The organism is Acinetobacter pittii (assembly GCF_034064985.1).
In the GTDB taxonomy this organism is placed as follows: domain Bacteria; phylum Pseudomonadota; class Gammaproteobacteria; order Pseudomonadales; family Moraxellaceae; genus Acinetobacter; species Acinetobacter pittii_H.
The window spans coordinates 2,537,189-2,558,680 of sequence record NZ_CP139249.1 but is presented as its reverse complement, the minus strand read 5'-3'; the positions used below and the strand labels follow the sequence as shown (position 1 = coordinate 2,558,680).

The following is a 21,492-nucleotide window of genomic DNA, read 5'->3' as shown; positions in this document are numbered from 1 at the left end:
TACGAGATCTAGAATAAATAAAAATTCTTTATTGGGGAAATAGTATTTTTACATGACTAAAATCGGAAAATCGAATAAGTGATAAATTTACGATTTTTAAGTCCCCAAACACTGTATTCGATTTGACTGCAAAAACATGTAAATCAAATGACAGTTATCGTAAAAGAAACTTGCCTAACAACATGAAGTCTAGTGAGACAAAATTCAAGGGCAAAATTTTAAAAAATTAAAAATATATAAAAACCCAACTGTTTTACCTTATGGTCATTAGAGCGTAAAATAGAGGATTGTTGTATTTTTAGGAAAATTTGTCTGTGCAGAATGATTTAAATATTGATCAGTGGGTGATGGCAAGAGATCGTTACCGTTTAAATCGTTTGCGTAAAGATAAAAAAGCCAATGCAGCAGAGATTGAAAAATTATTTGAACAGTCTAATGCAAAAGTAAGACAGCGATTTGAACGTCTCCCTAAAATTAAACTGAATCAGGATTTACCTGTATCTCAATATGCAGACCGTTTAATTGATGCGATTCAAAAGCATCAGGTCATTATTGTGGCTGGTGAGACGGGTTCAGGTAAAACCACACAGCTTCCTCAGATTGCAATGTTAGCAGGCCGTGGCTTAACAGGCATGATTGGTCATACCCAGCCACGTCGTTTAGCTGCACGTAGTGTTTCTCAGCGTATTGCAGAAGAAGTCGGCGAAAAGCTTGGCGAATCGATTGGTTTTAAAATTCGTTTTAATGAACAAGGTTCGCAAGATTCAATTGTACGGTTAATGACCGATGGTATTTTGCTTGCTGAGTTAGGCAATGACCGCTTCTTGTCTAAATATGACACGATCATTATTGATGAAGCGCATGAACGCTCACTCAATATCGATTTTATTATGGGTTATTTAAAGCAGTTACTGCCAAAACGCCCAGATCTAAAAGTTATTGTGACTTCGGCAACTTTAGATGTAAATCGCTTTAGTAATTACTTTAATGATGCACCTATTTTTGAAGTAGAAGGGCGTAGTTATCCTGTCGAAGTACTTTATCGCCCAATTTCAGAAATGAATATTGGCGGCAGTGATGACGACGAGTTTGATGATTTTGAAGAAAACCTTCCACGCGCAGTTGTACAAGCGGTAGAAGAATGCTTTGCTGATGCGGAAGCAAAAGGTCACCCAGAACATGCCGATATTCTAATTTTCTCAAGCACAGAGCAAGAAATTCGTGAGTTGCAGGAAACCTTGCAAAAGTACGGGCCAAGACATACCGAAATTTTACCTTTGTATGCGCGCTTAGCTGTTTCTGAACAACAAAAGATTTTTAGTCCGGGTGGTAAAGGTCGTCGTATTATTATTGCGACCAACGTGGCCGAAACTGCACTGACTGTTCCAAATATTCGTTATGTGATTGATAGCGGTTTTGCCCGTATATCGCGTTATAACTACCGTTCACGTGTGCAACGTTTACCCATTGAAGCAATTTCTCAAGCCGCTGCCAATCAGCGTAAAGGGCGTTGTGGTCGTATTGCTCCGGGTGTCTGTATTCGTTTATATAGCGAAGAAGACTTTTTAAGCCGTCCTGAGTTTACCGAACCTGAAATTAAACGGACTAACTTAGCGTCTGTTATTTTGCAAATGCAGAGCTTAGGGTTAGGTGAGCTAGAAAACTTTGATTTTATTGAACCACCAGATTTCCGCCTTGTAAATGATGGCCGTAAGTTGCTCATTGAGTTAGGCGCATTTAACGAGAAGAAAAATGAGCTGACCAAAGTCGGGCAAATGATGGCACGTATGCCAATTGATCCACGTTTGGCACGTATGATCGTGGGTGGTGCTCATTTTGGCGTACTCAAAGAAATCTTAATTGTGGTAAGTGCTTTAGCTGTTCAGGACCCGCGTGAGCGTCCGGCCGACAAACAGATGCAAGCTGACCAAAAGCATGCATTATTCCGCGAGGCAGATTCAGATTTTCTGTTTTATTTAAAACTTTGGGAGATTTTAAATCCTAAAGGCGAAGCAGGAATGTCTGAAAATAAACGGCGTCAATTTGCCAAGCAGCATTTCTTAAGCTGGTTGCGTTTACGTGAATGGAAACAGACACACCAGCAATTGGTTGAGTTAGCCGAAGGCTTAAAACTTAGCTTTAATGAAAAGCCTGCAAATTATGAAAACTTGCATCGCGCGTTGCTGACAGGTTTATTATCGTTCATTGCCAATAAAACTGATGAACGTAATACCTTTATGGCGGTGCGTCAGCAAAAGGCTAAAGTTTTCCCTGCAAGTACTTTGCATAAAACCAATACTTCTTGGGTGATGGCTTTTGAGATGGTCGAAACCTCTCAAGTGTACTTACGTACTTTAGCCAAAATTGATCCTGAATGGATTTTGCTAGCTGCACGTGACTTATTGAAATATCACTATTTTGAGCCGCATTGGTCTAAGAAAGCGGGAATCGTAAATGCATATGCGCAAATTTCCCTGTTTGGTTTAATTATTGAGCCGAAACGGTTAATTAATTTTGAGAAAGTTGATCAGCCTGCTGCTCATGAGATTTTCTTACGCGATGCATTAACCACAGGTAACTTGGGTACAGTTCCACCATTTTTAAAACACAACTTACTTAAGCTTGAAGAAGTAGAGCGAGTTGAGGATAAATTGCGTCGTCGTGATTTGGTGGTGGATGAAGAAACAATTTATCAGTTTTATGCGTCGAAAATTCCTGAGGAAATCGCGAGTCGCCGTAGTTTTGAAGACTGGCGTGCAACGGTAGAAGCAAATAATCCTCGTTATTTATTTATTGACGATGATGCGCTCTGGCTCAATGACCGACCAACAACGCAGCAATTCCCAGATCATTTACGCAATGGGCAGCTGCGTTTAGCAACCACATATCATTTTGATCCGAGTCATGATGAAGATGGTGCCACTGTTCAAATTCCTGTACAGGCGTTGCCTCAAGTCGATGAAAATATTTGGTCATGGGGAATTCCAGGTTGGCGCCAAGATTTAATTGAAGCACTACTAAAAGCTTTACCTAAAGACAAGCGTCGTAATGTAGTGCCAATTCCTGATACTGCTCGTAAGCTCATGCAAGGGGTTGATGCAGTACATTTACGTGAACATATTTTTAGTTATTTAGCTTTTGCCTTACGTGGTGAGCAAATTACTGAAAAAGATTTCTCGTTTGAACGTATTGATCCATATTTAGTGCCTTTCATTAAAGTGATTGATGAAAAAGGTAAGCTGATTGCGAAAGGTCGTGATTTACCTGAGTTAAAAGCACGTTGCCGCGTAGAAACGCATCGCCCAGTTAAACAGCAAAAAGGTGAGTTTAAGGACTTTCCTGAAAACTTTACTTTTGAGGCCTCTCATAAAGTCACGGGCGTTATAGTAAAGCAATATCAGGCTTTAGTTCCGACCAAGGCTTTTGCTGACCTCGAAGCTAAAGATGAGTCAGGCATTGTTATTCAAACGTTTAACGATCAAGCTGAGGCGATTAAACAGCACCGCGAAGGTATTATTCGTCTAGTCCATATGCAACTTGGTGATTTAGTTCGTCAGTTGAAAAAGCAGATTTCAAAACCGCTCGCGTTGGCTTATTCACCTTTGGGCGATAAAGCTAAGCTTGAGCAGATGTTGGTCTATGCAACGTTGCAGATGGCAATTACGACTTTGCCAATTAACGCTGATGAATTTAATAAGCTGCTAGATCAGGTCAAAAAGCAATTTTTGAGTTATGGTCAGCAAGCACTTGAGCAATTAAGTGATATTTATATTCAGTGGCAACAAATCCGTCGTCAGCTTTTAGTGCTTGATCCAAACGTGTTTGGGCGCAGTATTGATGATATTGAAGATCAACTCGATTTAATGTCACTTGGCAATTTTGTTTACCGTCAACCCGTCGATCTTTGGCAGGAATACCCGCGTTATTTAAAAGCACTGCTATTGCGTTTAGATCGATTGCCAAATAATCTACAGCGAGATCATGCTGCAATTGACGATGTCGATCCATGGATGGACAAGGTATTTAAATTCAAAAACGATCCAAAAATCAAAGAATTGTATTTGATGTTGGAAGAATTCCGCATTTCTTTATTTTCTCAACCGATGAAAACCAAGATGCCTATTTCGCCAACTCGACTGCAAAAGTTATGGGATCGTTTGGGAATCAGTTAAGATAGATCGGGGTCTGTTTATGCTGTTGTTTAGCCTACAACGCAATTTATAAATGAAAGATTAACAGACCCTATTCATTTTTTTAGGAGTTTTACATGGGCATTCGTATCACAGGTACTGGGTTATTTCACCCAACAGAAATCATTTCTAATGAAGAACTGGCCGACAGTTTAAATGCTTATGTGGAACAATATAACCAAGAGAATGCAGAGAAAATTGCAGCAGGTGAGCTAGAAGAGCTACGTGGTTCAAGTGCTGAATTTATTGAAAAAGCGTCTGGTATTAAGCGCCGTTACGTGATTGAGAAATCAGGTATCCTTGATCCAACACGTTTACGTCCGCGTTTGTCTGAACGTTCAAATGATGAACTTTCACTTCAAGCAGAGTGGGGTGTTATTGCTGCGAAACAGGCAATGGAAAATGCAGGCGTAACTGCTGAAGATATCGATGTTGTGATTTTGGCATGTTCAAACATGCAGCGTGCTTATCCAGCAGTTGCAATTGAAATCCAGTCAGCACTTGGCATTCAAGGTTATGCCTACGATATGAACGTTGCATGTTCAGCTGCCACTTTTGGTTTGAAACAAGCGGCTGATGCAATTCGTTCAGGTGCTCGCCGTGTTTTATTGGTGAACGTTGAGATTACATCTGGTCACCTAGACTACCGTAACCGTGATTGTCACTTCATTTTTGGTGATGTTGCGACCGCTTCTATTATTGAAGAAACCACTACTAAGACTGGTTTTGAAATTTTAGATATTCATTTATTTACTCAATTTTCAAACAACATTCGCAATAACTTCGGTTTCTTAAACCGTAGCGAAGATGCAGTCGTTGACGACAAGTTATTCCGTCAAGATGGCCGTAAAGTCTTTAAAGATGTTTGTCCATTGGTGGCAAAAATCATTAATGCCCAGTTGGAAAAAATGCAGTTAACTGCAAACGATATTAAGCGTTTCTGGTTACACCAAGCTAATGCCAACATGAATGAATTAATCTTGAAATATGTGGCTGGTAAAGATGCAGATCTAAGCCGTGCACCCATTATTCTAGATGAGTTTGCCAATACTTCTTCAGCAGGTGTAATTATTGCTTTACATCGTACAGGCCATGAAGTAGATGATGGTGAATATGGGGTGATTTCATCTTTCGGTGCTGGCTACTCAGTAGGCTCGATTGTTGTGCAAAAGCACGTCGCTTAAGTTACTAGATTCATTAAAAACGCTCGTAAGAGCGTTTTTTATGGTTCAAAAATAATAAAGCGAACCAAAATTGGCCCGCTTAACTTAAATCAAAAATAATTAAAACTTTTTAGTGTAGTTTACAAACAAGCGATCTTCACCAAAGTCATTGCCATGTTTAACGTTGTAATCAATTCGAATGTATTGCAGGGCAAGACCTTTTAAGAAAGGCTGCTGAAATGCATAGTTTAAAATTACATTCGATTCAGTTTCATGGTTTTTCTCGCCATTTGCTGCTTTAAAGTCATGGCCATAGACATATTTCACCATTGCGTTTAAGCCCGGAACGTAATCTTTAAAGTCGTAGCCGTACATAACGTGGTAAGACTTTTCTTCTTTTTTAAAGAATCCCGTGGCATTCCAGTTAATGAAATAAGTCTCTGGTAAAAAGCCATCCGGTAAGGGATAGGCTGACTCGCCGATAATTTGCTGGTAACCCAAACCAAAGGTATGGTTTTTTACTTTAAATGTTTCTAATACTCCAATGTTTTGCGCATCAATATCAAAAGTATTGCCGTCATTTTTTGCATTGAAGTATTTAAACTTAGAGGTGAGGGCAAAATTAGGTTGTTTCCAATTATGCTCAAGTCCTACATAGTGTTTATTGTAGAGATCTTCCAAATTACCAAAGTAATATTCACCCTTGAGTGACGGCGTAAATTGATAGCGCAGGTCAATGTAATTTAAACCATCAGATTCTTTGGTAATGCCATTTGAAGTGAAAGAAAACTTTTTAAAGTCTTCTTCATTTCGTGGCGACACTTTTTCAACCCGACCAATTTCAGCGTAAAGCTGATCTGAAAGTTGTGACTTAAGATTGGTTCCCCAATAAGAAGCAAGTAATTGGCGGCTGGCATCCACAGCTGTTACAGGTAAATCTAACCAGAGTTCGCCTACACTTAATAAAGTTTTGTCATAACCCAGCTTTAAAGTTGCACCGTATTTTAAGAAGTCGGATGCTTGTGATTGAGTTTCTTTATTAAAAGGCAAAACCGTATCCGCAACGTGTTTGTCTGAACTTAAACGCACGGCATATTGAACAGAAGCATCAGCTCCAATGGTTATAGGCTTATCTGCTATGACTAGTGGAGTGTCATGCATTTTCGATTTATAAAATAATGACGCTGCCTGAGACCAACTGCCCGTATCTTTGAGTGCATCATTATCAAAATTACGATTGATATAGGCATTCTTTAGCGTGAACTTCCATTCATCTTCGGGCTGCTGATTTGGATTTGCAGCGAATGAATTGCCACACATCAACACTAAGGTCGCAAAAGTTAAAGCACATGGCTTAAAGCGGTGTAATAATTCCATAATCCATTTCCAAAAAGATGCGCCAGTCCTCTGCGCATTTATATTTACTGCTGGGTAATCGTGTTTTGAGGGTTAAAGGTTGATGGCGTTTGTGCGGCAACAGAGGCTTTTAGATTGACCATAAATATTGCAAGTGCAGCAATCACACCCGGAATTGCAATCGCTAAGAAATTCATTTGGTGAGGAAGCTCAAGTGTGAGTAGGGCTCCGGTTAAAACTGGTCCGATAATCGCACCGATACGACCAATGCCAGATGCCCAGCCCATGCCAGTTGAACGAAGTGCGGTTGGATAGAACTGTGCAACAAACGTGTAGAGTAAGATTTGTGAGCCAATTGTGGCAGCACCAGCAATCGCAATTAGGCTATATAAAATAAATTGTGGACTATTAATGCCAAGCAGAATTAAAGCTGCTGATCCCACAATAAACATGATCGTAATAACAGGTTTTAAATGAAATCTGTCTGCTAAAGCACCGCCACCAATTGCACCGACCATGCCGCCAATATTGAGTGCAAACAGGAACAACATGCTTGCACCTAATGAGTAGCCCGCTTGCAGCATGAGTTTAGGTAACCAGCTTCCTAAGGCATACACCATAAGTAAGCACATAAAGAAAGCAATCCAGAACATAAATGTGCTGAAGGTACGACCTTGTTGGAAAAGTGCTCGGACAGGGGCATCGGTTGTGGTGCTTTCATTTAACACCAGTTGAGTATTGGCGTTTACCTGAGTTTGAGGCGCAATTTTACTAACAATACCTTTCGCCTGCTCGCTATGGTTTGATTTCACTAAAAAGGCGAGAGATTCTGGCAAAAATTTCCAGATCAGTGGGAGCAGCAACAGGGGAATACCCGCAATTAAAAACATGATTTGCCAGCCCATATCTTTTACTAGCCATGCACCGAGTAGAGCAGATGTCATGCCGCCAATAGCATAGCCACTAAACATGATTGCGACTAATGTACTGCGGATTTTTTTGGGTGCGTATTCAGTCATAAGCGCGACGACGTTTGGCATAACGCCACCAATCCCAAGACCTGCGATAAAGCGCAAAATAGCAAACTCTGTTGGTCCTTTGGCAAAGGCACCCATAAAGGTAAATCCGCTAAATAAGGTGACACAAATCAGGATGGTTTTTTTTCGCCCTAGTTTGTCTGAAAGCGTGCCGAAAATCATGGCACCGAACATCATCCCGAATAGAGCAGCACTGGCGAGTAACCCAGCTTCAACAGCAGTTAATGCCCATTGTTGCATTAACAGAGGAAGAGCAACCCCATAAATAACTAAATCATATCCATCAAAAATAATAATAAGTAGGCACCAGATTAAAACTTTCCAATGAAAAGATGTAAAACTGGCTTTATCAATTAACTCATTAATATTAACCTTGCTCGTATCCATTTTCTTCACCTCCAATTTGTGAAGCATCGCGTTATTTTTAAATAAACTATTTTGTTATTGGGTTAGAGTCAAAAACCTAATTGATATATCTTTATGTCTTTAAGGTATTGTGTTTAAATTAATGTAAGCAATTGAAAAATATAATTTATTATTCTTGTCTTTATGCGTGTTTTTGTTGCGTTTAAAATAGGGCTAAATATTGTATGATGAGAATTTTAAGGATTTTATAGATGTTTTTTTATATAGTTTATTGATAATAATCACAGCTAAAAATATCGTTAAATTTGTATTATGAGTTGAAGTTAAAATATAAAAACAAAATACTAAAGTCTATTATTTAATTATTTTTGTGATTTATCTTAAAAATGAAATTTAATTTATATTCAATAGAAATCGCCAAATCAGTGTTAGCGAATTATTTGCATCCTGATTTGGCGATTGCAGTTTTATTTTAGTGGTGCGCACTTAGATAAAAATTTAATTTGTGGCTGGAGTTGAGCGTGGTGTGAGAATGAAATGGGCGATTACACCAATACAAATACCCCAAAAGACTGAGCTTAATCCAAGGAAATGCATGCCCGATGCAGTAGCTAAAAAGGTAATAAGTGCAGCATCACGTTGACTGTCATTTTTCATAGCAACAGAAATATTGGTCGCAATCGCTCCAAGCAAGGCTAAACCTGCCAATGCTGCAACCAACTCTTTAGGAAGTAAGCTAAATAGCATCACAATACTGCCAGCAAATAAGCCTCCTAAAATATAAAAAATTCCGTTGGCGATTCCAGCGATGTAACGTTTTTCTTTAAGTTCATGTGCATCTTTGCCCATACATAAAGCAGCGGTAATTGAGGCAAGCACAATCGTAATCCCGCCGATGCAGGCAACGGCTAAAGAGGCAATACTGGTGACAGTAATAATGGGTTTGGCTGGCGTGTCGTAACCGCTGAGTTTCATAATCGCCATACCCGGTAAAAATTGACCGGTTAGACTGACTAAAATGAGAGGAACAGCGAGGTTGAGTGTTGAGTTCCATGTCCATTCTGGGCTTATCCACTGTGGGATTGCTAAATTAAAACTCACATCAACCGGATTCATTTTGCCTAAAATAAGACTTAATAAAACTCCGGCAGCTAACACCCAAATCATGGTGTAGCGCGGCATTAAACGTTTAGCAATTAAAAAGACAATAAGCATGCTAAAGACAATAAAAGGCATGCTATCAGACGCGGTAAATAGACTAATACCAAATTGAAAAAGAATACCTGCCATCATGCCCGCAGCGACGTCTTGCGGAATCCATTTAAGTAATTTGTCGAAGTAACCTGTAACGCCAATTAAAAAAATAACTATGGCGGAAGTAATATAGGCGGCTACTGCTTCATTCAACGAGACGTTTGGAAATAGGGTAACTAATAGGGCAGTGCCCGGTGCAGACCATGCGGTTATGACAGGAGTTTTATATTTAATCGAAAGATAAATACCTGAAACGGCGGCACCAATTGAAATTCCCCAAATCCATGACACCATCATGTCGGTGGACACATGAGCACGCTGAGCAGCTTGGAAAAAAATAATCAGTGGGCCTGAGTAAGAAATTAAAACCGCAAGAAAGCCAGCAACTGTTGCTGATATGGACCAGTCATTTTTTAATGTCTTTAACAGGGTTGCCATGTGTGATTGCCTCCATGCAAATCATGTTATTTACCCAATCATGCAAAAAGATCAGGGTTAACCCTGATCTCCACCTCCGACCGAAATAACCGATCCGGTCATATATGATGCTTCGTCTGATGCAAGAAATAAAATTGCATTGACTTGTTCTTGAATTGTGCCATAACGGCCCATAAATGTTCGATCTATGGTTTGATCAACCACTTGCTGCATCCAGTCTTTTTCATTTTGACTTAATGGGTTGGCGTTTCGCGGTACTTTGCGAGGTGGTGCTTCGGTTCCACCCGTCGCAACAGCATTGACTCGAATTCCATCTTTAGCATGTTCAAAAGCAAGCGATGCCGTTAAAGCATTTACTCCACCTTTAGATGCCGAGTAGGGAATACGATTAATACCACGGGTTGCAATTGAAGACACATTTACAATCACCCCCGATTGTTGCTTAATCATGGCGGGTAACACAGCACGGCAGCACCATAACGTTGGAAACAATGAACGATTTACTTCCTTAATGATCTCTTCTTCGGAAAACTCTTCAAAAGGTTTCATCCAGATCGCGCCACCTACATTATTAATCAGGATATCTACCCGACCATAGTGTTCAATGGCTTTTGCAACTACCGCTTGAGCACCTGCATAGGTTTCAAGGTCAGCATTAATCGTGACGGCATTGCCATTTTCACTCTGAATTTCTTTGAGTACGTCTTCAACATATTCAGAGCGGTCAGCCATGATGACTTGGCCGCCTTCAGCTGCAACTTGCAGTGCCACACCACGACCAATACCTTGGGCACTACCCGTAACAATCACGACTTTATTGATAAATCTTTGACGGTTTGACATAGATAACTTCTCCACCTGTTAATTCGCAGAGAATTTTTCAAATAAGAAGTTAGCAGGTTTGATATTTTCAGTTTCTAACCAGCCACGTACCGCTTCTACCATTGGCACTGGACCACATAGATAAACATCGACATCGCCACCGTTTAACCATTCACTTTCAATATGACCAGTGACATAGCCTTTGCGTTCATGGTTACTCTCAGAGCTTGCGACCACAGTTCGATATTCAAACCATGGGAATTTCGCCTGCAACTCATTGAGTTTTTCTAGAGCAACCAAATCAAAGTCATTGGTGACACCAAAGACTAAACGAACTGGTTGTTCTGAACCTTTTTCTTCAAGCACTTGTAACATCGACATAAATGGGGCAATACCAGTACCGCCTGCAAGCATTAGCACTGGACGCGCTACATTACGTAAGTAGAAGCTACCGAATGGACCTGTAAATGTCATTTTGTCGCCAGCTTTAGCATTCTTGCTTAAGAATTCACTCATCTTGCCATTTGGTACATTACGTACCACAAAGCCTGTTAAGCGATTGCCCGGTTTTGAGCTAAATGAATAGGAACGTGTTTCGCCAGTTTCTGGAATTGCAACGTTGACGTATTGACCTGCAAGGAAATGAATATCCGGTTGACCTTCATCAAGTTGAATGTCAAAAGTGATGGTTGAATCTGATAAGTTTTCAACGCGGGCTAGGGTACCTTGGAAGCTATGAATTTCTGTTTTGCAGACATCTGATGACGCCTGAATCTGAAATACAGCATCGGAAGTTGGGCGACATTGGCAAGCAAGAATATAGCCTTGCTCAGCTTCTTCAGGGGTTAATGCATCTTCAATATAGGTTTCTTCTGGCATGTCATAACTACCGGATTCGCAAAATGCGCGGCAAGTTCCACATGCACCATCACGGCAATCCAAAGGAATATTAATTTTTTGGCGATAGGCTGCGTCAGATAGGGTTTCGCCTTGAGCTACGTTAATGAAACGTGTAACACCATCTTCAAATTGAAGTGCGATATTGTGGTTTGACATGGCATGTATCCTACAAAATATTTGAAACTTTTACCCTCAGTCAACAGTCCGTTTAACTGAGGGGGTATGTCTTAAAGGTGGTAAATATCAATCACTTGATTGATGTAGTCATTTTTCAAAACGACATACTTGCTCAAGATTTTTGGTTGATCACCTGAAAAATCGATCACATAACGTGACATACCGAAATAGCTATAATTTGTCTTGTAACGGAAACTCAAGGTATTCCAGTTAAAGCGAACAGTAACTTTGTCACCGTCGCGCTCAACGACTTCAACATTGGCAATATTGTGGCTTGTGCGAGTATCTGGCATGGTTGCAGATGAGCGCTCGGTTTTAATACGGAACACACGATCTTCTAAACCTTGACGGTCTGGATAATAAATAAGTGAAATTTCAGATTGCGGATCTTCAGTTAATCTATCGTCGTCGTCCCAAGCTGGCATCCAAAAAGAAGCTTCTGGTGCATAGCATTCAAGCCAATCATCCCATTGTTCATCATCTAAAAAGCGAGCTTCACGATAGAGAAACTGAGCAATATTTTCTAAAGTTGCTTTGTCTTGAGCACTCATGCTGTTTCTCCCTGATCAGCAATTTCTTTCTCTGATGCAATCGCGTGTTTCATGGTGTGTAACCAATATTGATGCTGGGCAAGATAAAGTCCCTCATCTTCAGTTTTGATACCACTTAACATGGGTTTTAAACCGATTTCGTTCGCTGCATCATCTGGTCCATAAATCCAGTGTTTTGAACCACGGCACATGTCATTCCACTCAAGGGCAATACCTGCGTAGCCTGCCTGACAAGCACGGAATTCTTCTAAATCGTCCGGTGTTGCCATACCTGATGCATTAAAGAAATCTTCATATTGACGGATACGACGTGCGCGAGCTTCGGGTGCTTCGCCTTTAGGTGCGATACAGTAAATGGTGACTTCAGTTCTATTAACTGAAAGTGGGCGAAGTACACGAATTTGCGAACCGAACTGGTCCATCAAATAAACATTTGGATAGAGACACAAGTTACGTGAGCGCTCAATCATCCATTTCGACATCGCTTCACCGTATTTTTCGGTGTATTCGTCTGCTTTCGGGAAGTTTGGACGGTCTTCTGGGTTTGCCCATTGTGTCCAAAGCAACATGTGGCCATTTTCAAAGCCATACGAGCCACCGCCTTGTTTACCCCAAGAACCTGCACTCATCGCACGGATGTTATCGGCAGCTTGAGTTTCTTTACGGTGTTGAGTTGTTGCTGCGTAGTTCCAGTGAACAGCAGAAACGTGGTAACCATCGGCACCATTTTCAGCGGTGAGTTTCCAGTTGCCTTCATAGGTATAGGTAGATGAACCACGTAAAACTTCAAGGCCATGTTCAGACTGGTCAACAATCATGTCGATGATTTTGGTGGTTTCACCCAAGAATTCTTCAAGTGAAGGAACATCGGGATTTAAGCTACCAAATAAGAAACCTTTGTAGCTCTCAAAACGAGCCACTTTTTTAAGGTCATGTGAGCCTTCTTGGTTAAAGCAGTCCGAGTAACCAGCTTCGCTTGGATCTTTAACTTTTAAAAGTTTACCTGAGTTGTTAAACGTCCAGCCGTGGAAAGGGCAGGTATATGTTGCTTTGTTACCACGCTTGTGACGGCAAAGTTGTGCTCCGCGGTGTGAACACGCATTGATCATGGCATTGAGTTCGCCGTTACGGTTGCGGGCAATAATGACTGGCTGACGACCAATGTGAGTGGTGTAGTAGTCATTATTATTTGGAATTTGGCTTTCGTGTGCTAAGTAAACCCAATTACCTTCGAAGATATATTTCATTTCGAGGTCAAATAGGGCTTCGTCAGTAAACACTGAGCGATGAAGTTTAAATTCACCTGTATCGATATTATCTACAAGTAATTCATCAATACGGTCAAGATGGCTAGTATTGATTACAGGAATACGTGGCATGTCCGTTCTCCGACTTTCCAAAAGTGTGGAAGTCACCAAGGCCTTAGCTACGATCTACAAGGTCTTGATATCCTAATATTGTCAATGAAGCGCATGAGTGCGCTGGGTGTTTAACCGTGAATTGATGAAGATGAATCACTGGAAGATTGGCAAGAAGGCTTTTTCACAAAGCAATTCATCGCTTCATCGGTTTGTTGCTTGTATATACCTTAAAAGAATGGTTAAACTGTGTCTAAGACTGAATTTGCATTTTTTTATATCTTAAAGGTATGGAAGTCTTATGGAACTAAGACATTTACGGTATTTTGTGGCTGTTGTTGAAGAGCAGAGCTTTACAAAAGCTGCGGAAAAACTATTTATTGCTCAACCACCTTTGAGTCGACAGATTCAAAATTTGGAAAGTGAGCTTGGAATTCAACTGTTTGAGCGTGGAAGCCGTCCTTTACAGACAACCCCAGCCGGACATTTCTTTTATCAGCACGCCCTTAAACTTTTGTCGAATGCTGAAGAAATAAAAAGTATGACCAAACGTATTGGTCTAATTGAACGTAGTGTGACGATTGGTTTTGTCGGGTCTTTACTCTATGGTTTACTGCCTCGAATCATTTATTTATTTCGGCAACAACAACCTCATTTGAATATTCAATTAATGGAGTTAAGTACAACCGAGCAACTACAGGCATTAAAAGAAGGACGTATTGATGTTGGATTTGGACGCCTAAGAATTAGTGATCCTGCGGTGAGACGTATTTTGCTACGTAAAGAACGCTTGGTGGTTGCTGCGCATACGAGTCATCCGATTGCTCAGCGTACGGAAGGGGTATATTTGGCCGATCTCATTGATGAAAAGATGTTTATGTATCCCACTTCGCCGAAACCCAATTTTTCGACCCAGCTTTTGAACATTTTTGCCGAACATAGTTTGGTTCCAAAAAATATGCATGAAATACGGGAAATTCAACTGGCTTTGGGCTTGGTGGCAGCGGGTGAAGGTTTGTGTATTATTCCTGCCAGTGCCGATACTATTCGCTTTCCTCATTTAAATTACATTCCGATTTTAGATAACGGCGCAGTCAGTCCGATTTTCATTACGGCACGCGCAATGGACCGAAGTGAAGACTTACAGCTTTTGTTTGATTGTATTTATCAGGTGTATGATCTTGAAGGTATTCCATATAAACGCACCGTTTTCACGCTCGATCAGAATCCGATAGATGATTCAGACGGTATCGATTTTTAAATAAAGCAGGCATAGCCTCAAAAGCTGAAGCTATGCGGTTTTATATCTTATTGCACTTTCGCTGGGAAACCATTTTCTTCAAGTGCTTCGGTAATTTTGTCGATGCTTTCACTGCTTTCAACAGTCACGATTTTGGTCGCTAAGTCTACATCTACTTTTGCATTTGGATCGACGTCCTGAATCGTCGCAGTCACTCCACGAGCGCAGCCACCACAAGTCATATTTTCAATAAGTAGTTTCATGTTCATACTCCATCAAGAATGAGATGTTTGTTTGGATAACACTGAGTCTAAACCTTGTCATGATTGTAAGGTCAAGACTAATTTTTTAAAAAAATATGCTTGACCTTCCCATGATGGGAATCTGTATGCTCGATACAGAATATTAAATTTTGCAGATTTGCAGAGGTGTTTGATGGACTCAAAAAACACAAAATTGCCAGCATATAGTGAAACACTTCCAATCGAAGGCATGACCTGTGCCTCGTGTGTAGGTCGTGTCGAAAAAGCACTTAAGAAAGTTGAAAATGTAGAAATTGCCAACGTTAATTTGGCAACAGAGAAAGCCGTTGTTTATTCAAATCAACCGATTCAGCGTGAAGCATTGGTTAAAGCAGTTGAACGAGCTGGTTATGATGTTCCAAAAGCTGCGCCAGTGGAGTTGTCTATTGAGGGCATGACCTGTGCATCTTGTGTTGCACGAGTTGAAAAAGCCCTAAAAAAAGTAGACGGCGTTCAAGAAGCCACAGTCAATTTAGCAACAGAGCAGGCTTGGGTGCAGGCAGATAATTCAGTCAATGTTGAAGACTTAATTCGCGCTGTTAAAAAAGCAGGTTATAACGCGAAAGTATCTGAAAAAAATCAAGATGAGCAACTCGATAAAAAAGCGTCAGAGTTAGATCAGCTCAAAAAAGATTTGATCATTTCGATTGTGTTGGCTTTACCTGTGTTTATTTTGGAAATGGGTTCACATCTAATTCCAGCTTTTCACATGTGGGTCATGCACACCATTGGTCAATACAATAGCTGGCTTTTACAGTTTGTTTTAACCACCTTAGTTCTTGTTTTTCCTTGTCGCCGTTTTTACCAAAAAGGTATCCCAGCCTTATGGCGTTTAGCGCCAGATATGAACTCGCTGGTTGCTGTTGGAACTTTGGCTGCTTACAGTTTCTCAGTTGTAGCAACCTTTATGCCGCATGTGTTACCACAAGGCACGGTCAATGTTTACTTTGAAGCGGCTGCCGTTATTGTTAGTTTAATTTTACTTGGGCGATATTTTGAAGCCAAAGCTAAAGGACGTACTTCGCAAGCGATTCAACATTTGGTAGGAATGCAGCCAAAAACAGCCCGTATTCAACGTGACGGTCAAGTGGTGGAAGTTGCTGTTGCCGAAGTGGTCAGTGGAACTATTGTAGAAATTCGTCCGGGTGAACGTGTGCCAGTCGATGGTGAGGTGGTTGAAGGGCACAGCTATATTGATGAATCTATGATTACGGGTGAGCCTGTTCCTGTTGAAAAAATAGTAGGGCATCAGGTGGTCGGGGGTACAGTCAATCAAAACGGTACTCTAAACATTCGGGCAACCGCCGTTGGTTCTTCGTCTGTACTTTCACAAATTATTCGAATGGTTGAACAAGCCCAAGGTTCTAAACTTCCAATTCAGGACTTAGTCGATAAAGTCACTATGTGGTTTGTGCCTGTAGTCATGTTAATTGCTGCAATTACTTTCTTGGTTTGGTTTATTTTGGGGCCAGAGCCTGCGCTGACTTTTGGTTTAGTGAATGCTGTTGCGGTACTGATCATTGCTTGTCCTTGTGCGATGGGACTTGCAACACCAACTTCTATTATGGTCGGTACTGGACGTGGTGCTGAGTTAGGTGTCTTGTTCCGTAAAGGTGAAGCTTTACAGCTTTTACAAGAAGCGCAGGTCGTTGCAGTTGATAAAACGGGTACGCTCACCGAAGGCAAACCGACACTGACAGACTTTAATGTGCAATCAGGTTTTGAACGTAAACAATTGCTGACTTTCGTTGCCTCTATCGAAGCCAAGTCTGAACATCCAATTGCGCTTGCCATTGTTCAAGCAGCAGAAAGTGAAGGCTTAAACTTATTACCCGTAACAGCATTTAACTCAATTACAGGTTCAGGTATTGAAGCGGAAGTTTCAGGCCAAAAAGTACAAATTGGCGCAGATCGTTATATGCACCAACTTGGTTTAGATACCAGCTCATTCCAAGCGATTGCTGCTCAATTGGGTGAAGAAGGCAAAACACCACTCTATGTTGCCATTGACCAGCAACTTGCAGCAATTATTGCCGTGGCAGATCCAATTAAAGAAACAACCTATACTGCGATTGAGGCCTTACATCAGCTTGGGTTAAAGGTTGCAATGATTACTGGAGACAACCGTCATACGGCACAAGCCATTGCCAAAAAGCTGAACATTGATGAAGTTGTGGCCGAGGTTTTACCCGAGGGCAAAGTGGACACAGTTCGCCAACTGCAAAAACAATATGGTCGCTTAGCTTTTGTTGGTGATGGTATTAACGACGCACCAGCCTTGGCGCAAGCAGACGTGGGCTTAGCCATTGGTACAGGAACTGATGTTGCTATTGAAGCTGCCGATGTGGTGCTGATGTCAGGCAGTTTAAAAGGCGTACCGAACGCAATTGCGCTAAGTAAAGCAACTATGCGAAACATACGCCAAAACCTGTTCTGGGCATTTGTATATAACGTTGCACTTATTCCAATTGCAGCAGGTGCCCTATATCCAGCATTTGGTGTGTTACTTTCACCTATGTTTGCAGCAGGCGCGATGGCACTTTCTTCAGTCTTTGTTTTAGGCAATGCGTTACGCTTAAAACGCTTTCATGCGCCAGTACAGTAAGCGTGCTGAAAATCAACTTTTGGTTTAAGATCATGACAGCAGGTCTTAAACCAAATTTAGTATTTGAGGTGTGAGATGAATATCGGTCAGGCATCCAAACATTCGGGCATTTCGGCGAAAATGATTCGCTATTATGAAGAAATCGGTTTACTTGAAGCAGCTCAGCGTTCTGCTTCTGGCTATCGTATTTACTCAGAAACAGACCTTAAAACTTTAAACTTTTTAAAACACGCGAGAGAGTTAGGTTTTTCATCAGAACAGATGAAAGAGCTTATTTCGCTTTGGAAAAACACAGATCGGCAGAGTGCTGAGGTGAAAGCCTTAACCGTAAAACACATTGCCGAATTAAAACAGAAAATTGCTCATCTACAAGAAATGGTCAATATTTTGCAGGCTTCAGCCGATGATTGCTGCGGTAACCAACAAGCTTCTTGTGCCATCTTAGATCATATTGAAAAAGGTGTGGGTGTAAGCTAAGTTTCATTAAAATAAAAAAAGGAAAAATGATGGCTTATACAGCTTCTTGTCTTTGTAATGGGATTCAACTGCAAATTAATAGCGAATTAGCACCCATCATGGTTTGTCATTGTACACAATGTCAAAAAGCACAAGGAGCTGCTTTTGCTGCCATTACCCAAGTACAAAAAAGTAACTTAAATATTGTGCAAGGTGAAAAGCTTTTACAGGCTTATTTTGCTTCTCCAAACAAAAAGAGAGTGTTCTGTAAAACTTGTGGTTCACCGATCTGGAGTGAACGTCTAGATAAACCTGAGGTGGTGCGTTTAAGGGTAGGTCTGATTAATGAGGAAATATCGACGTCAGTCATCTCTCATGCTTTTGTGTCTTCAAAAGTGAAGTGGTATCCAATTTGCGATAATGCTCGCCAATACCAAAATGGGGTAGAAAACCCTTAAATATTAAGGTTAGATCGTATTTTATTCATTTGTAAAAAAACGTGAACAAGACTAGCCATGAATAAATAATGTGCTATAACTGTACCTAAGGTAATCGTAATATCTCCTCGATCCACAGGGAAACTTGGGACAGGGCAAAAGATACGATAAGACCTTACATATAGCTAGCAAAGAGCAAACCAAGAGATGGATAGACACAAATCTTAGATTGCTCACCGTTGCAGAAAAGCCCGTGAAACGGGCTTTTTTAATGCCTGTAAAAACTATTTCTTATGTAGAGATAGCTTATATTTTTAACTTATTTATGAAAAAGTAATGTAAAAATAATAAAATATTTCAAATATACAGACTATTCTGTATTGCTTTTTATTTTTATTCGCTGTACATTTAGTTAACGGTTTAAAGTTCAAGTTTAATAATGAACTCATGGTCGTTGTGGGAGATCTAAGAGCCTGCATTTTCCCCAAGATGCGGGTTTTTTTTATGCCTATAAAAAAGTATTCCTTAAATAATAAATATATAATTTATTGTTATTTAATGTATTTTAATCAGCCTACGATCTAAAGAAGCGTAGGCTTTACATCAGGAAAATTATTTAAGCACGATAGGCAAGACAAGCTTGAGCACAGGCTAAACATGCTTTCGCACAGATCTGACAATGTTCATGCTCATGTTTGCTGCATTCCGCTGCACAAAGTTGACATGCATTTGCACAAAGTTGCATTACTGGCTCTGCTAGTTCTGAGTTTCTTAGTTCTAACGACGTACAAAGTTGGCAGATCTCTACGCATGTCATGCAATGCTTAATACATTCACGCATCATACTTACATGTTCTTCTTGCAAACAGGCTGCTGCACAGGTTTTGCATGCAATCATACATTCAATGCATGCTTGGATTGAGGTAGAGGTATCACAAAATAAAGAAGGGTTGGTTTCTTGTTGCATTTCCATAAGAGTTCTCCTGTCGAAGACTATTATTAAAAAACAGAATATTGTTATCTTTTTTCATTTTATAAAATCATTTCTTTGGCAGGTGAGTTTGAAATGAAAGGTCTACAAACGCTCCATAGGGAGTTAACCTCGTATAAGAATGTTACATCTATTTGAGTTAGATCGGTTCGAGTTGATTTATAAAACGCGAAATACCGATAAAAAAATTAGGTTTAAAATTTGATTCGATATAATACTTTTGGCTAATTTCTTATTGTTTGAAATTTGTGCAAATTATCAGTGTGAACTTTAAGGGCACACGAAATGGAAAACGTTAATCAGTACGCTCACGGAGCTGAGCATGAAGTCCACATACATTGCAAACGATCATTAAGCACACTAATACTGAGTATGTTTGTATTAATCGCAACAGGTCGTTAACGGAAAAAGCACCCGAGGGTGCTTTTTCTATATGCGTTTACAGAGGAAAATAAGTTTAGGATTTGATAAAGCCACGGCGTTTTTTGTAGGCTTTACGGTCATAAGAAGGGATATTGGATTGTTGGAGATCAATCGCAAGTTGTTTCTTGCGTTGAAACTGAACTTCACTTAGAAGAGCAGCATAAATTTTGGGACGGTCAGTTTTAAACTTTTCTACATCCAATGGAATCGTATCTTCATTTTTGACAATGTACACAACAGAGCCATTGCCATTCATTTCATAAACCGTCCAACCAATTCGTACAATGTAGAGTCCGGTTTTCTGATTCTTTCCTAAATAAGATTTAAAACCATCTGGATGAGGGCGAACATAAGCATTCATCATGCATCCTCCATCATCTGATTTATGTGATGAAAGCGGCGATCAATGAATTGATGGGGAGCAAGACATCATATTCAGTAAAATCACGATTTCTAGTTGTTTATATATTGATCAATTCGAAAATTTCAAGTAAGAAAAACGATTATTAAGTAAACTAAATGAGTGCAATATATTAAAAATAACAACTTATTTTTTTGAGTGAAAATCTCGAGTTAGTTTTTTTGATGAGCTTGTAAAAATAGCTCGTTATTCTCTATTTTTGTGATCAATTTTGCATATTTAAAATTGTTGAAACTGTAAGTGAATTTAAGGTCAGTTTAACTTAATTAATTGTTTTAAAAATAAATAATTAAATATTAATATTTCTTGTTACAACCATTTTGTCGACAATAGATATTCCTTTTTGACATATTTCGCCTAGCATAACTAAAGAGTTCGTTGCCTATGGTGTCATTTATATTTATTGGACTTGTGGTCACCATTTTGTTGACTCCAGGCCCAACGAATACATTGTTAGCCTCAGCCGGAATACAAGCAGGGGTGAAGCAGTCTCTTAAACTTATTCCTGCTGAAGTGATGGGTTATCTCATTGCAATTACTTCGTGGGGTATTTTGCTGGAGTCAGTTTCACATTTTATCCCTTGGCTTCCTGCCTTATTAAAGTTAATAAGTGCAACTTTTATTCTCTACCTTGCATTTAAACTTTGGATAACATCAACAAATGACATCAAATTAGACAGCCCACTGATTACGCCTAAGGCTTTATTTGTTGCAACACTTTTAAACCCTAAAGCTTTACTCTTTGCTTCTGCTATTTTTCCACATGCAGCATGGGAAGTGCTTCACGTTTATTTTGTGCATATTGCTATTTTTTTATCATTAATTACACCCATTGCATTTTTATGGATTGCTTTTGGAACCGTATTAATTTCAAACAAAGTAACTTGGTTAAACCAACGTAATTTACAACGTACGGCTGCATTTATTTTAACTTTTTTTGCGATGCCAATCGGCTATTCTGCGATTAGCTCATTTTAAACTTAACCCATTATTTATATTAAAAAT

General features: G+C 40.0%; 16 protein-coding genes and 2 pseudogenes. 8 read left to right on the top strand and 10 right to left on the bottom strand.

The genetic code is table 11. From position 1 onward, the window contains the following. Window positions 1-314 precede the first annotated feature (314 nt). Together hrpA and fabH are read left to right on the top strand one after the other, a co-directional pair. Window positions 315-4,172: an ATP-dependent RNA helicase HrpA gene (hrpA, locus tag SOI76_RS12205; RefSeq protein ID WP_104080185.1), complete on the top strand. Its 3,858-nt coding sequence runs from the start codon at window positions 315-317 to the stop codon at window positions 4,170-4,172. Window positions 4,173-4,267: 95 nt separating this feature from the next. After that, window positions 4,268-5,374 (top strand): beta-ketoacyl-ACP synthase III, encoded by a 1,107-nt coding sequence (gene fabH / locus SOI76_RS12200; RefSeq protein WP_104080186.1) that lies wholly within the window; start codon window positions 4,268-4,270, stop codon window positions 5,372-5,374. A 99-nt stretch (window positions 5,375-5,473) separates the two neighbouring features. On the opposite strand, the gene SOI76_RS12195 is transcribed toward fabH, so the two are convergent. The 7 genes and pseudogenes from SOI76_RS12195 to benA all read right to left on the bottom strand — a co-directional run bounded on the left by SOI76_RS12195 (window position 5,474) and on the right by benA (window position 13,633). Further along, window positions 5,474-6,730, bottom strand: a complete 1,257-nt coding sequence (locus tag SOI76_RS12195; protein WP_104080187.1) for an OprD family outer membrane porin — start codon at window positions 6,728-6,730, stop codon at window positions 5,474-5,476. Between the two features lie 44 nt (window positions 6,731-6,774). After that, window positions 6,775-8,133 carry an aromatic acid/H+ symport family MFS transporter gene (gene benK / locus SOI76_RS12190; RefSeq protein ID WP_104080188.1) on the bottom strand — a complete coding sequence of 453 codons (1,359 nt, stop codon included), beginning with the start codon at window positions 8,131-8,133 and terminating at the stop codon, window positions 6,775-6,777. Between the two features lie 477 nt (window positions 8,134-8,610). Further along, window positions 8,611-9,804 (bottom strand): benzoate/H(+) symporter BenE, encoded by a 1,194-nt coding sequence (gene benE / locus SOI76_RS12185; RefSeq protein WP_104080189.1) that lies wholly within the window; start codon window positions 9,802-9,804, stop codon window positions 8,611-8,613. A gap of 57 nt (window positions 9,805-9,861) precedes the next feature. After that, window positions 9,862-10,647, bottom strand: coding sequence for a 1,6-dihydroxycyclohexa-2,4-diene-1-carboxylate dehydrogenase (benD, locus tag SOI76_RS12180; RefSeq protein ID WP_104080190.1), 786 nt, complete (start codon window positions 10,645-10,647; stop codon window positions 9,862-9,864). A gap of 18 nt (window positions 10,648-10,665) precedes the next feature. After that, the gene (gene benC, locus SOI76_RS12175) at window positions 10,666-11,682 is read right to left on the bottom strand and encodes a benzoate 1,2-dioxygenase electron transfer component BenC (RefSeq protein ID WP_032052684.1); all 1,017 of its coding nucleotides are present in this window, start codon (window positions 11,680-11,682) and stop codon (window positions 10,666-10,668) included. A gap of 52 nt (window positions 11,683-11,734) precedes the next feature. Further along, window positions 11,735-12,254 (bottom strand): annotated as a pseudogene (gene benB / locus SOI76_RS12170) (benzoate 1,2-dioxygenase small subunit). Continuing rightward, window positions 12,251-13,633: a benzoate 1,2-dioxygenase large subunit gene (benA, locus tag SOI76_RS12165; protein ID WP_004793610.1), complete on the bottom strand. Its 1,383-nt coding sequence runs from the start codon at window positions 13,631-13,633 to the stop codon at window positions 12,251-12,253. Before benA ends, benB begins: the two are co-directional and overlap by 4 nt. Window positions 13,634-13,739: 106 nt before the next feature. Between benA and SOI76_RS12160 the strand changes: the two are divergent. Further along, a pseudogene (locus SOI76_RS12160) lies at window positions 13,740-13,869 on the top strand (hypothetical protein). A 44-nt stretch (window positions 13,870-13,913) separates the two neighbouring features. Next, window positions 13,914-14,873 carry a LysR family transcriptional regulator gene (gene benM, locus SOI76_RS12155; RefSeq protein WP_004702719.1) on the top strand — a complete coding sequence of 320 codons (960 nt, stop codon included), beginning with the start codon at window positions 13,914-13,916 and terminating at the stop codon, window positions 14,871-14,873. Between the two features lie 47 nt (window positions 14,874-14,920). Here the strand turns inward: benM and SOI76_RS12150 are convergent, their stop codons facing one another. Next, the gene (locus SOI76_RS12150; RefSeq protein WP_104080191.1) at window positions 14,921-15,121 is read right to left on the bottom strand and encodes a heavy-metal-associated domain-containing protein; all 201 of its coding nucleotides are present in this window, start codon (window positions 15,119-15,121) and stop codon (window positions 14,921-14,923) included. A gap of 166 nt (window positions 15,122-15,287) precedes the next feature. Between SOI76_RS12150 and actP the strand changes: the two genes are divergently transcribed. The 3 genes from actP to SOI76_RS12135 all read left to right on the top strand — a co-directional run bounded on the left by actP (window position 15,288) and on the right by SOI76_RS12135 (window position 18,673). Further along, on the top strand, window positions 15,288-17,759 hold the full coding sequence (gene actP, locus SOI76_RS12145) for a heavy metal translocating P-type ATPase (protein WP_104080192.1): 2,472 nt from the start codon (window positions 15,288-15,290) through the stop codon (window positions 17,757-17,759). Window positions 17,760-17,834: 75 nt separating this feature from the next. Continuing rightward, a complete protein-coding gene (gene cueR / locus SOI76_RS12140) occupies window positions 17,835-18,236 on the top strand; it encodes a Cu(I)-responsive transcriptional regulator (protein ID WP_004642046.1) in 402 nt (133 codons plus the stop codon). 29 nt (window positions 18,237-18,265) lie between these two features. Then, window positions 18,266-18,673 carry a GFA family protein gene (locus tag SOI76_RS12135; RefSeq protein WP_104080193.1) on the top strand — a complete coding sequence of 136 codons (408 nt, stop codon included), beginning with the start codon at window positions 18,266-18,268 and terminating at the stop codon, window positions 18,671-18,673. A 595-nt stretch (window positions 18,674-19,268) separates the two neighbouring features. On the opposite strand, the gene SOI76_RS12130 is transcribed toward SOI76_RS12135, so the two are convergent. Further along, window positions 19,269-19,625 carry a four-helix bundle copper-binding protein gene (locus tag SOI76_RS12130; RefSeq protein ID WP_104080194.1) on the bottom strand — a complete coding sequence of 119 codons (357 nt, stop codon included), beginning with the start codon at window positions 19,623-19,625 and terminating at the stop codon, window positions 19,269-19,271. 475 nt (window positions 19,626-20,100) lie between these two features. Then, the gene (locus tag SOI76_RS12125; protein WP_104080195.1) at window positions 20,101-20,430 is read right to left on the bottom strand and encodes a hypothetical protein; all 330 of its coding nucleotides are present in this window, start codon (window positions 20,428-20,430) and stop codon (window positions 20,101-20,103) included. A 441-nt stretch (window positions 20,431-20,871) separates the two neighbouring features. On the opposite strand from SOI76_RS12125, the gene SOI76_RS12120 reads away from it, so the two are divergent. Beyond that, window positions 20,872-21,465 (top strand): LysE family translocator, encoded by a 594-nt coding sequence (locus tag SOI76_RS12120; protein WP_057074231.1) that lies wholly within the window; start codon window positions 20,872-20,874, stop codon window positions 21,463-21,465. Window positions 21,466-21,492: the final 27 nt, after the last annotated feature.

What these genes read in the sequence shown, in the direction of transcription:
- fabH (WP_104080186.1), top strand. Translation starts at nt 4,268, where the DNA reads ATGGGCATTCGTATCACAGGTACTGGGTTATTTCACCCAACAGAAATC.
- SOI76_RS12195 (WP_104080187.1), bottom strand. Translation starts at nt 6,730, where the DNA reads ATGGAATTATTACACCGCTTTAAGCCATGTGCTTTAACTTTTGCGACC.
- benK (WP_104080188.1), bottom strand. Translation starts at nt 8,133, where the DNA reads ATGGATACGAGCAAGGTTAATATTAATGAGTTAATTGATAAAGCCAGT.
- benE (WP_104080189.1), bottom strand. Translation starts at nt 9,804, where the DNA reads ATGGCAACCCTGTTAAAGACATTAAAAAATGACTGGTCCATATCAGCA.
- benD (WP_104080190.1), bottom strand. Translation starts at nt 10,647, where the DNA reads ATGTCAAACCGTCAAAGATTTATCAATAAAGTCGTGATTGTTACGGGT.
- benC (WP_032052684.1), bottom strand. Translation starts at nt 11,682, where the DNA reads ATGTCAAACCACAATATCGCACTTCAATTTGAAGATGGTGTTACACGT.
- benA (WP_004793610.1), bottom strand. Translation starts at nt 13,633, where the DNA reads ATGCCACGTATTCCTGTAATCAATACTAGCCATCTTGACCGTATTGAT.
- benM (WP_004702719.1), top strand. Translation starts at nt 13,914, where the DNA reads ATGGAACTAAGACATTTACGGTATTTTGTGGCTGTTGTTGAAGAGCAG.
- SOI76_RS12150 (WP_104080191.1), bottom strand. Translation starts at nt 15,121, where the DNA reads ATGAACATGAAACTACTTATTGAAAATATGACTTGTGGTGGCTGCGCT.
- actP (WP_104080192.1), top strand. Translation starts at nt 15,288, where the DNA reads ATGGACTCAAAAAACACAAAATTGCCAGCATATAGTGAAACACTTCCA.
- cueR (WP_004642046.1), top strand. Translation starts at nt 17,835, where the DNA reads ATGAATATCGGTCAGGCATCCAAACATTCGGGCATTTCGGCGAAAATG.
- SOI76_RS12135 (WP_104080193.1), top strand. Translation starts at nt 18,266, where the DNA reads ATGGCTTATACAGCTTCTTGTCTTTGTAATGGGATTCAACTGCAAATT.
- SOI76_RS12130 (WP_104080194.1), bottom strand. Translation starts at nt 19,625, where the DNA reads ATGGAAATGCAACAAGAAACCAACCCTTCTTTATTTTGTGATACCTCT.
- SOI76_RS12125 (WP_104080195.1), bottom strand. Translation starts at nt 20,430, where the DNA reads ATGATGAATGCTTATGTTCGCCCTCATCCAGATGGTTTTAAATCTTAT.
- SOI76_RS12120 (WP_057074231.1), top strand. Translation starts at nt 20,872, where the DNA reads ATGGTGTCATTTATATTTATTGGACTTGTGGTCACCATTTTGTTGACT.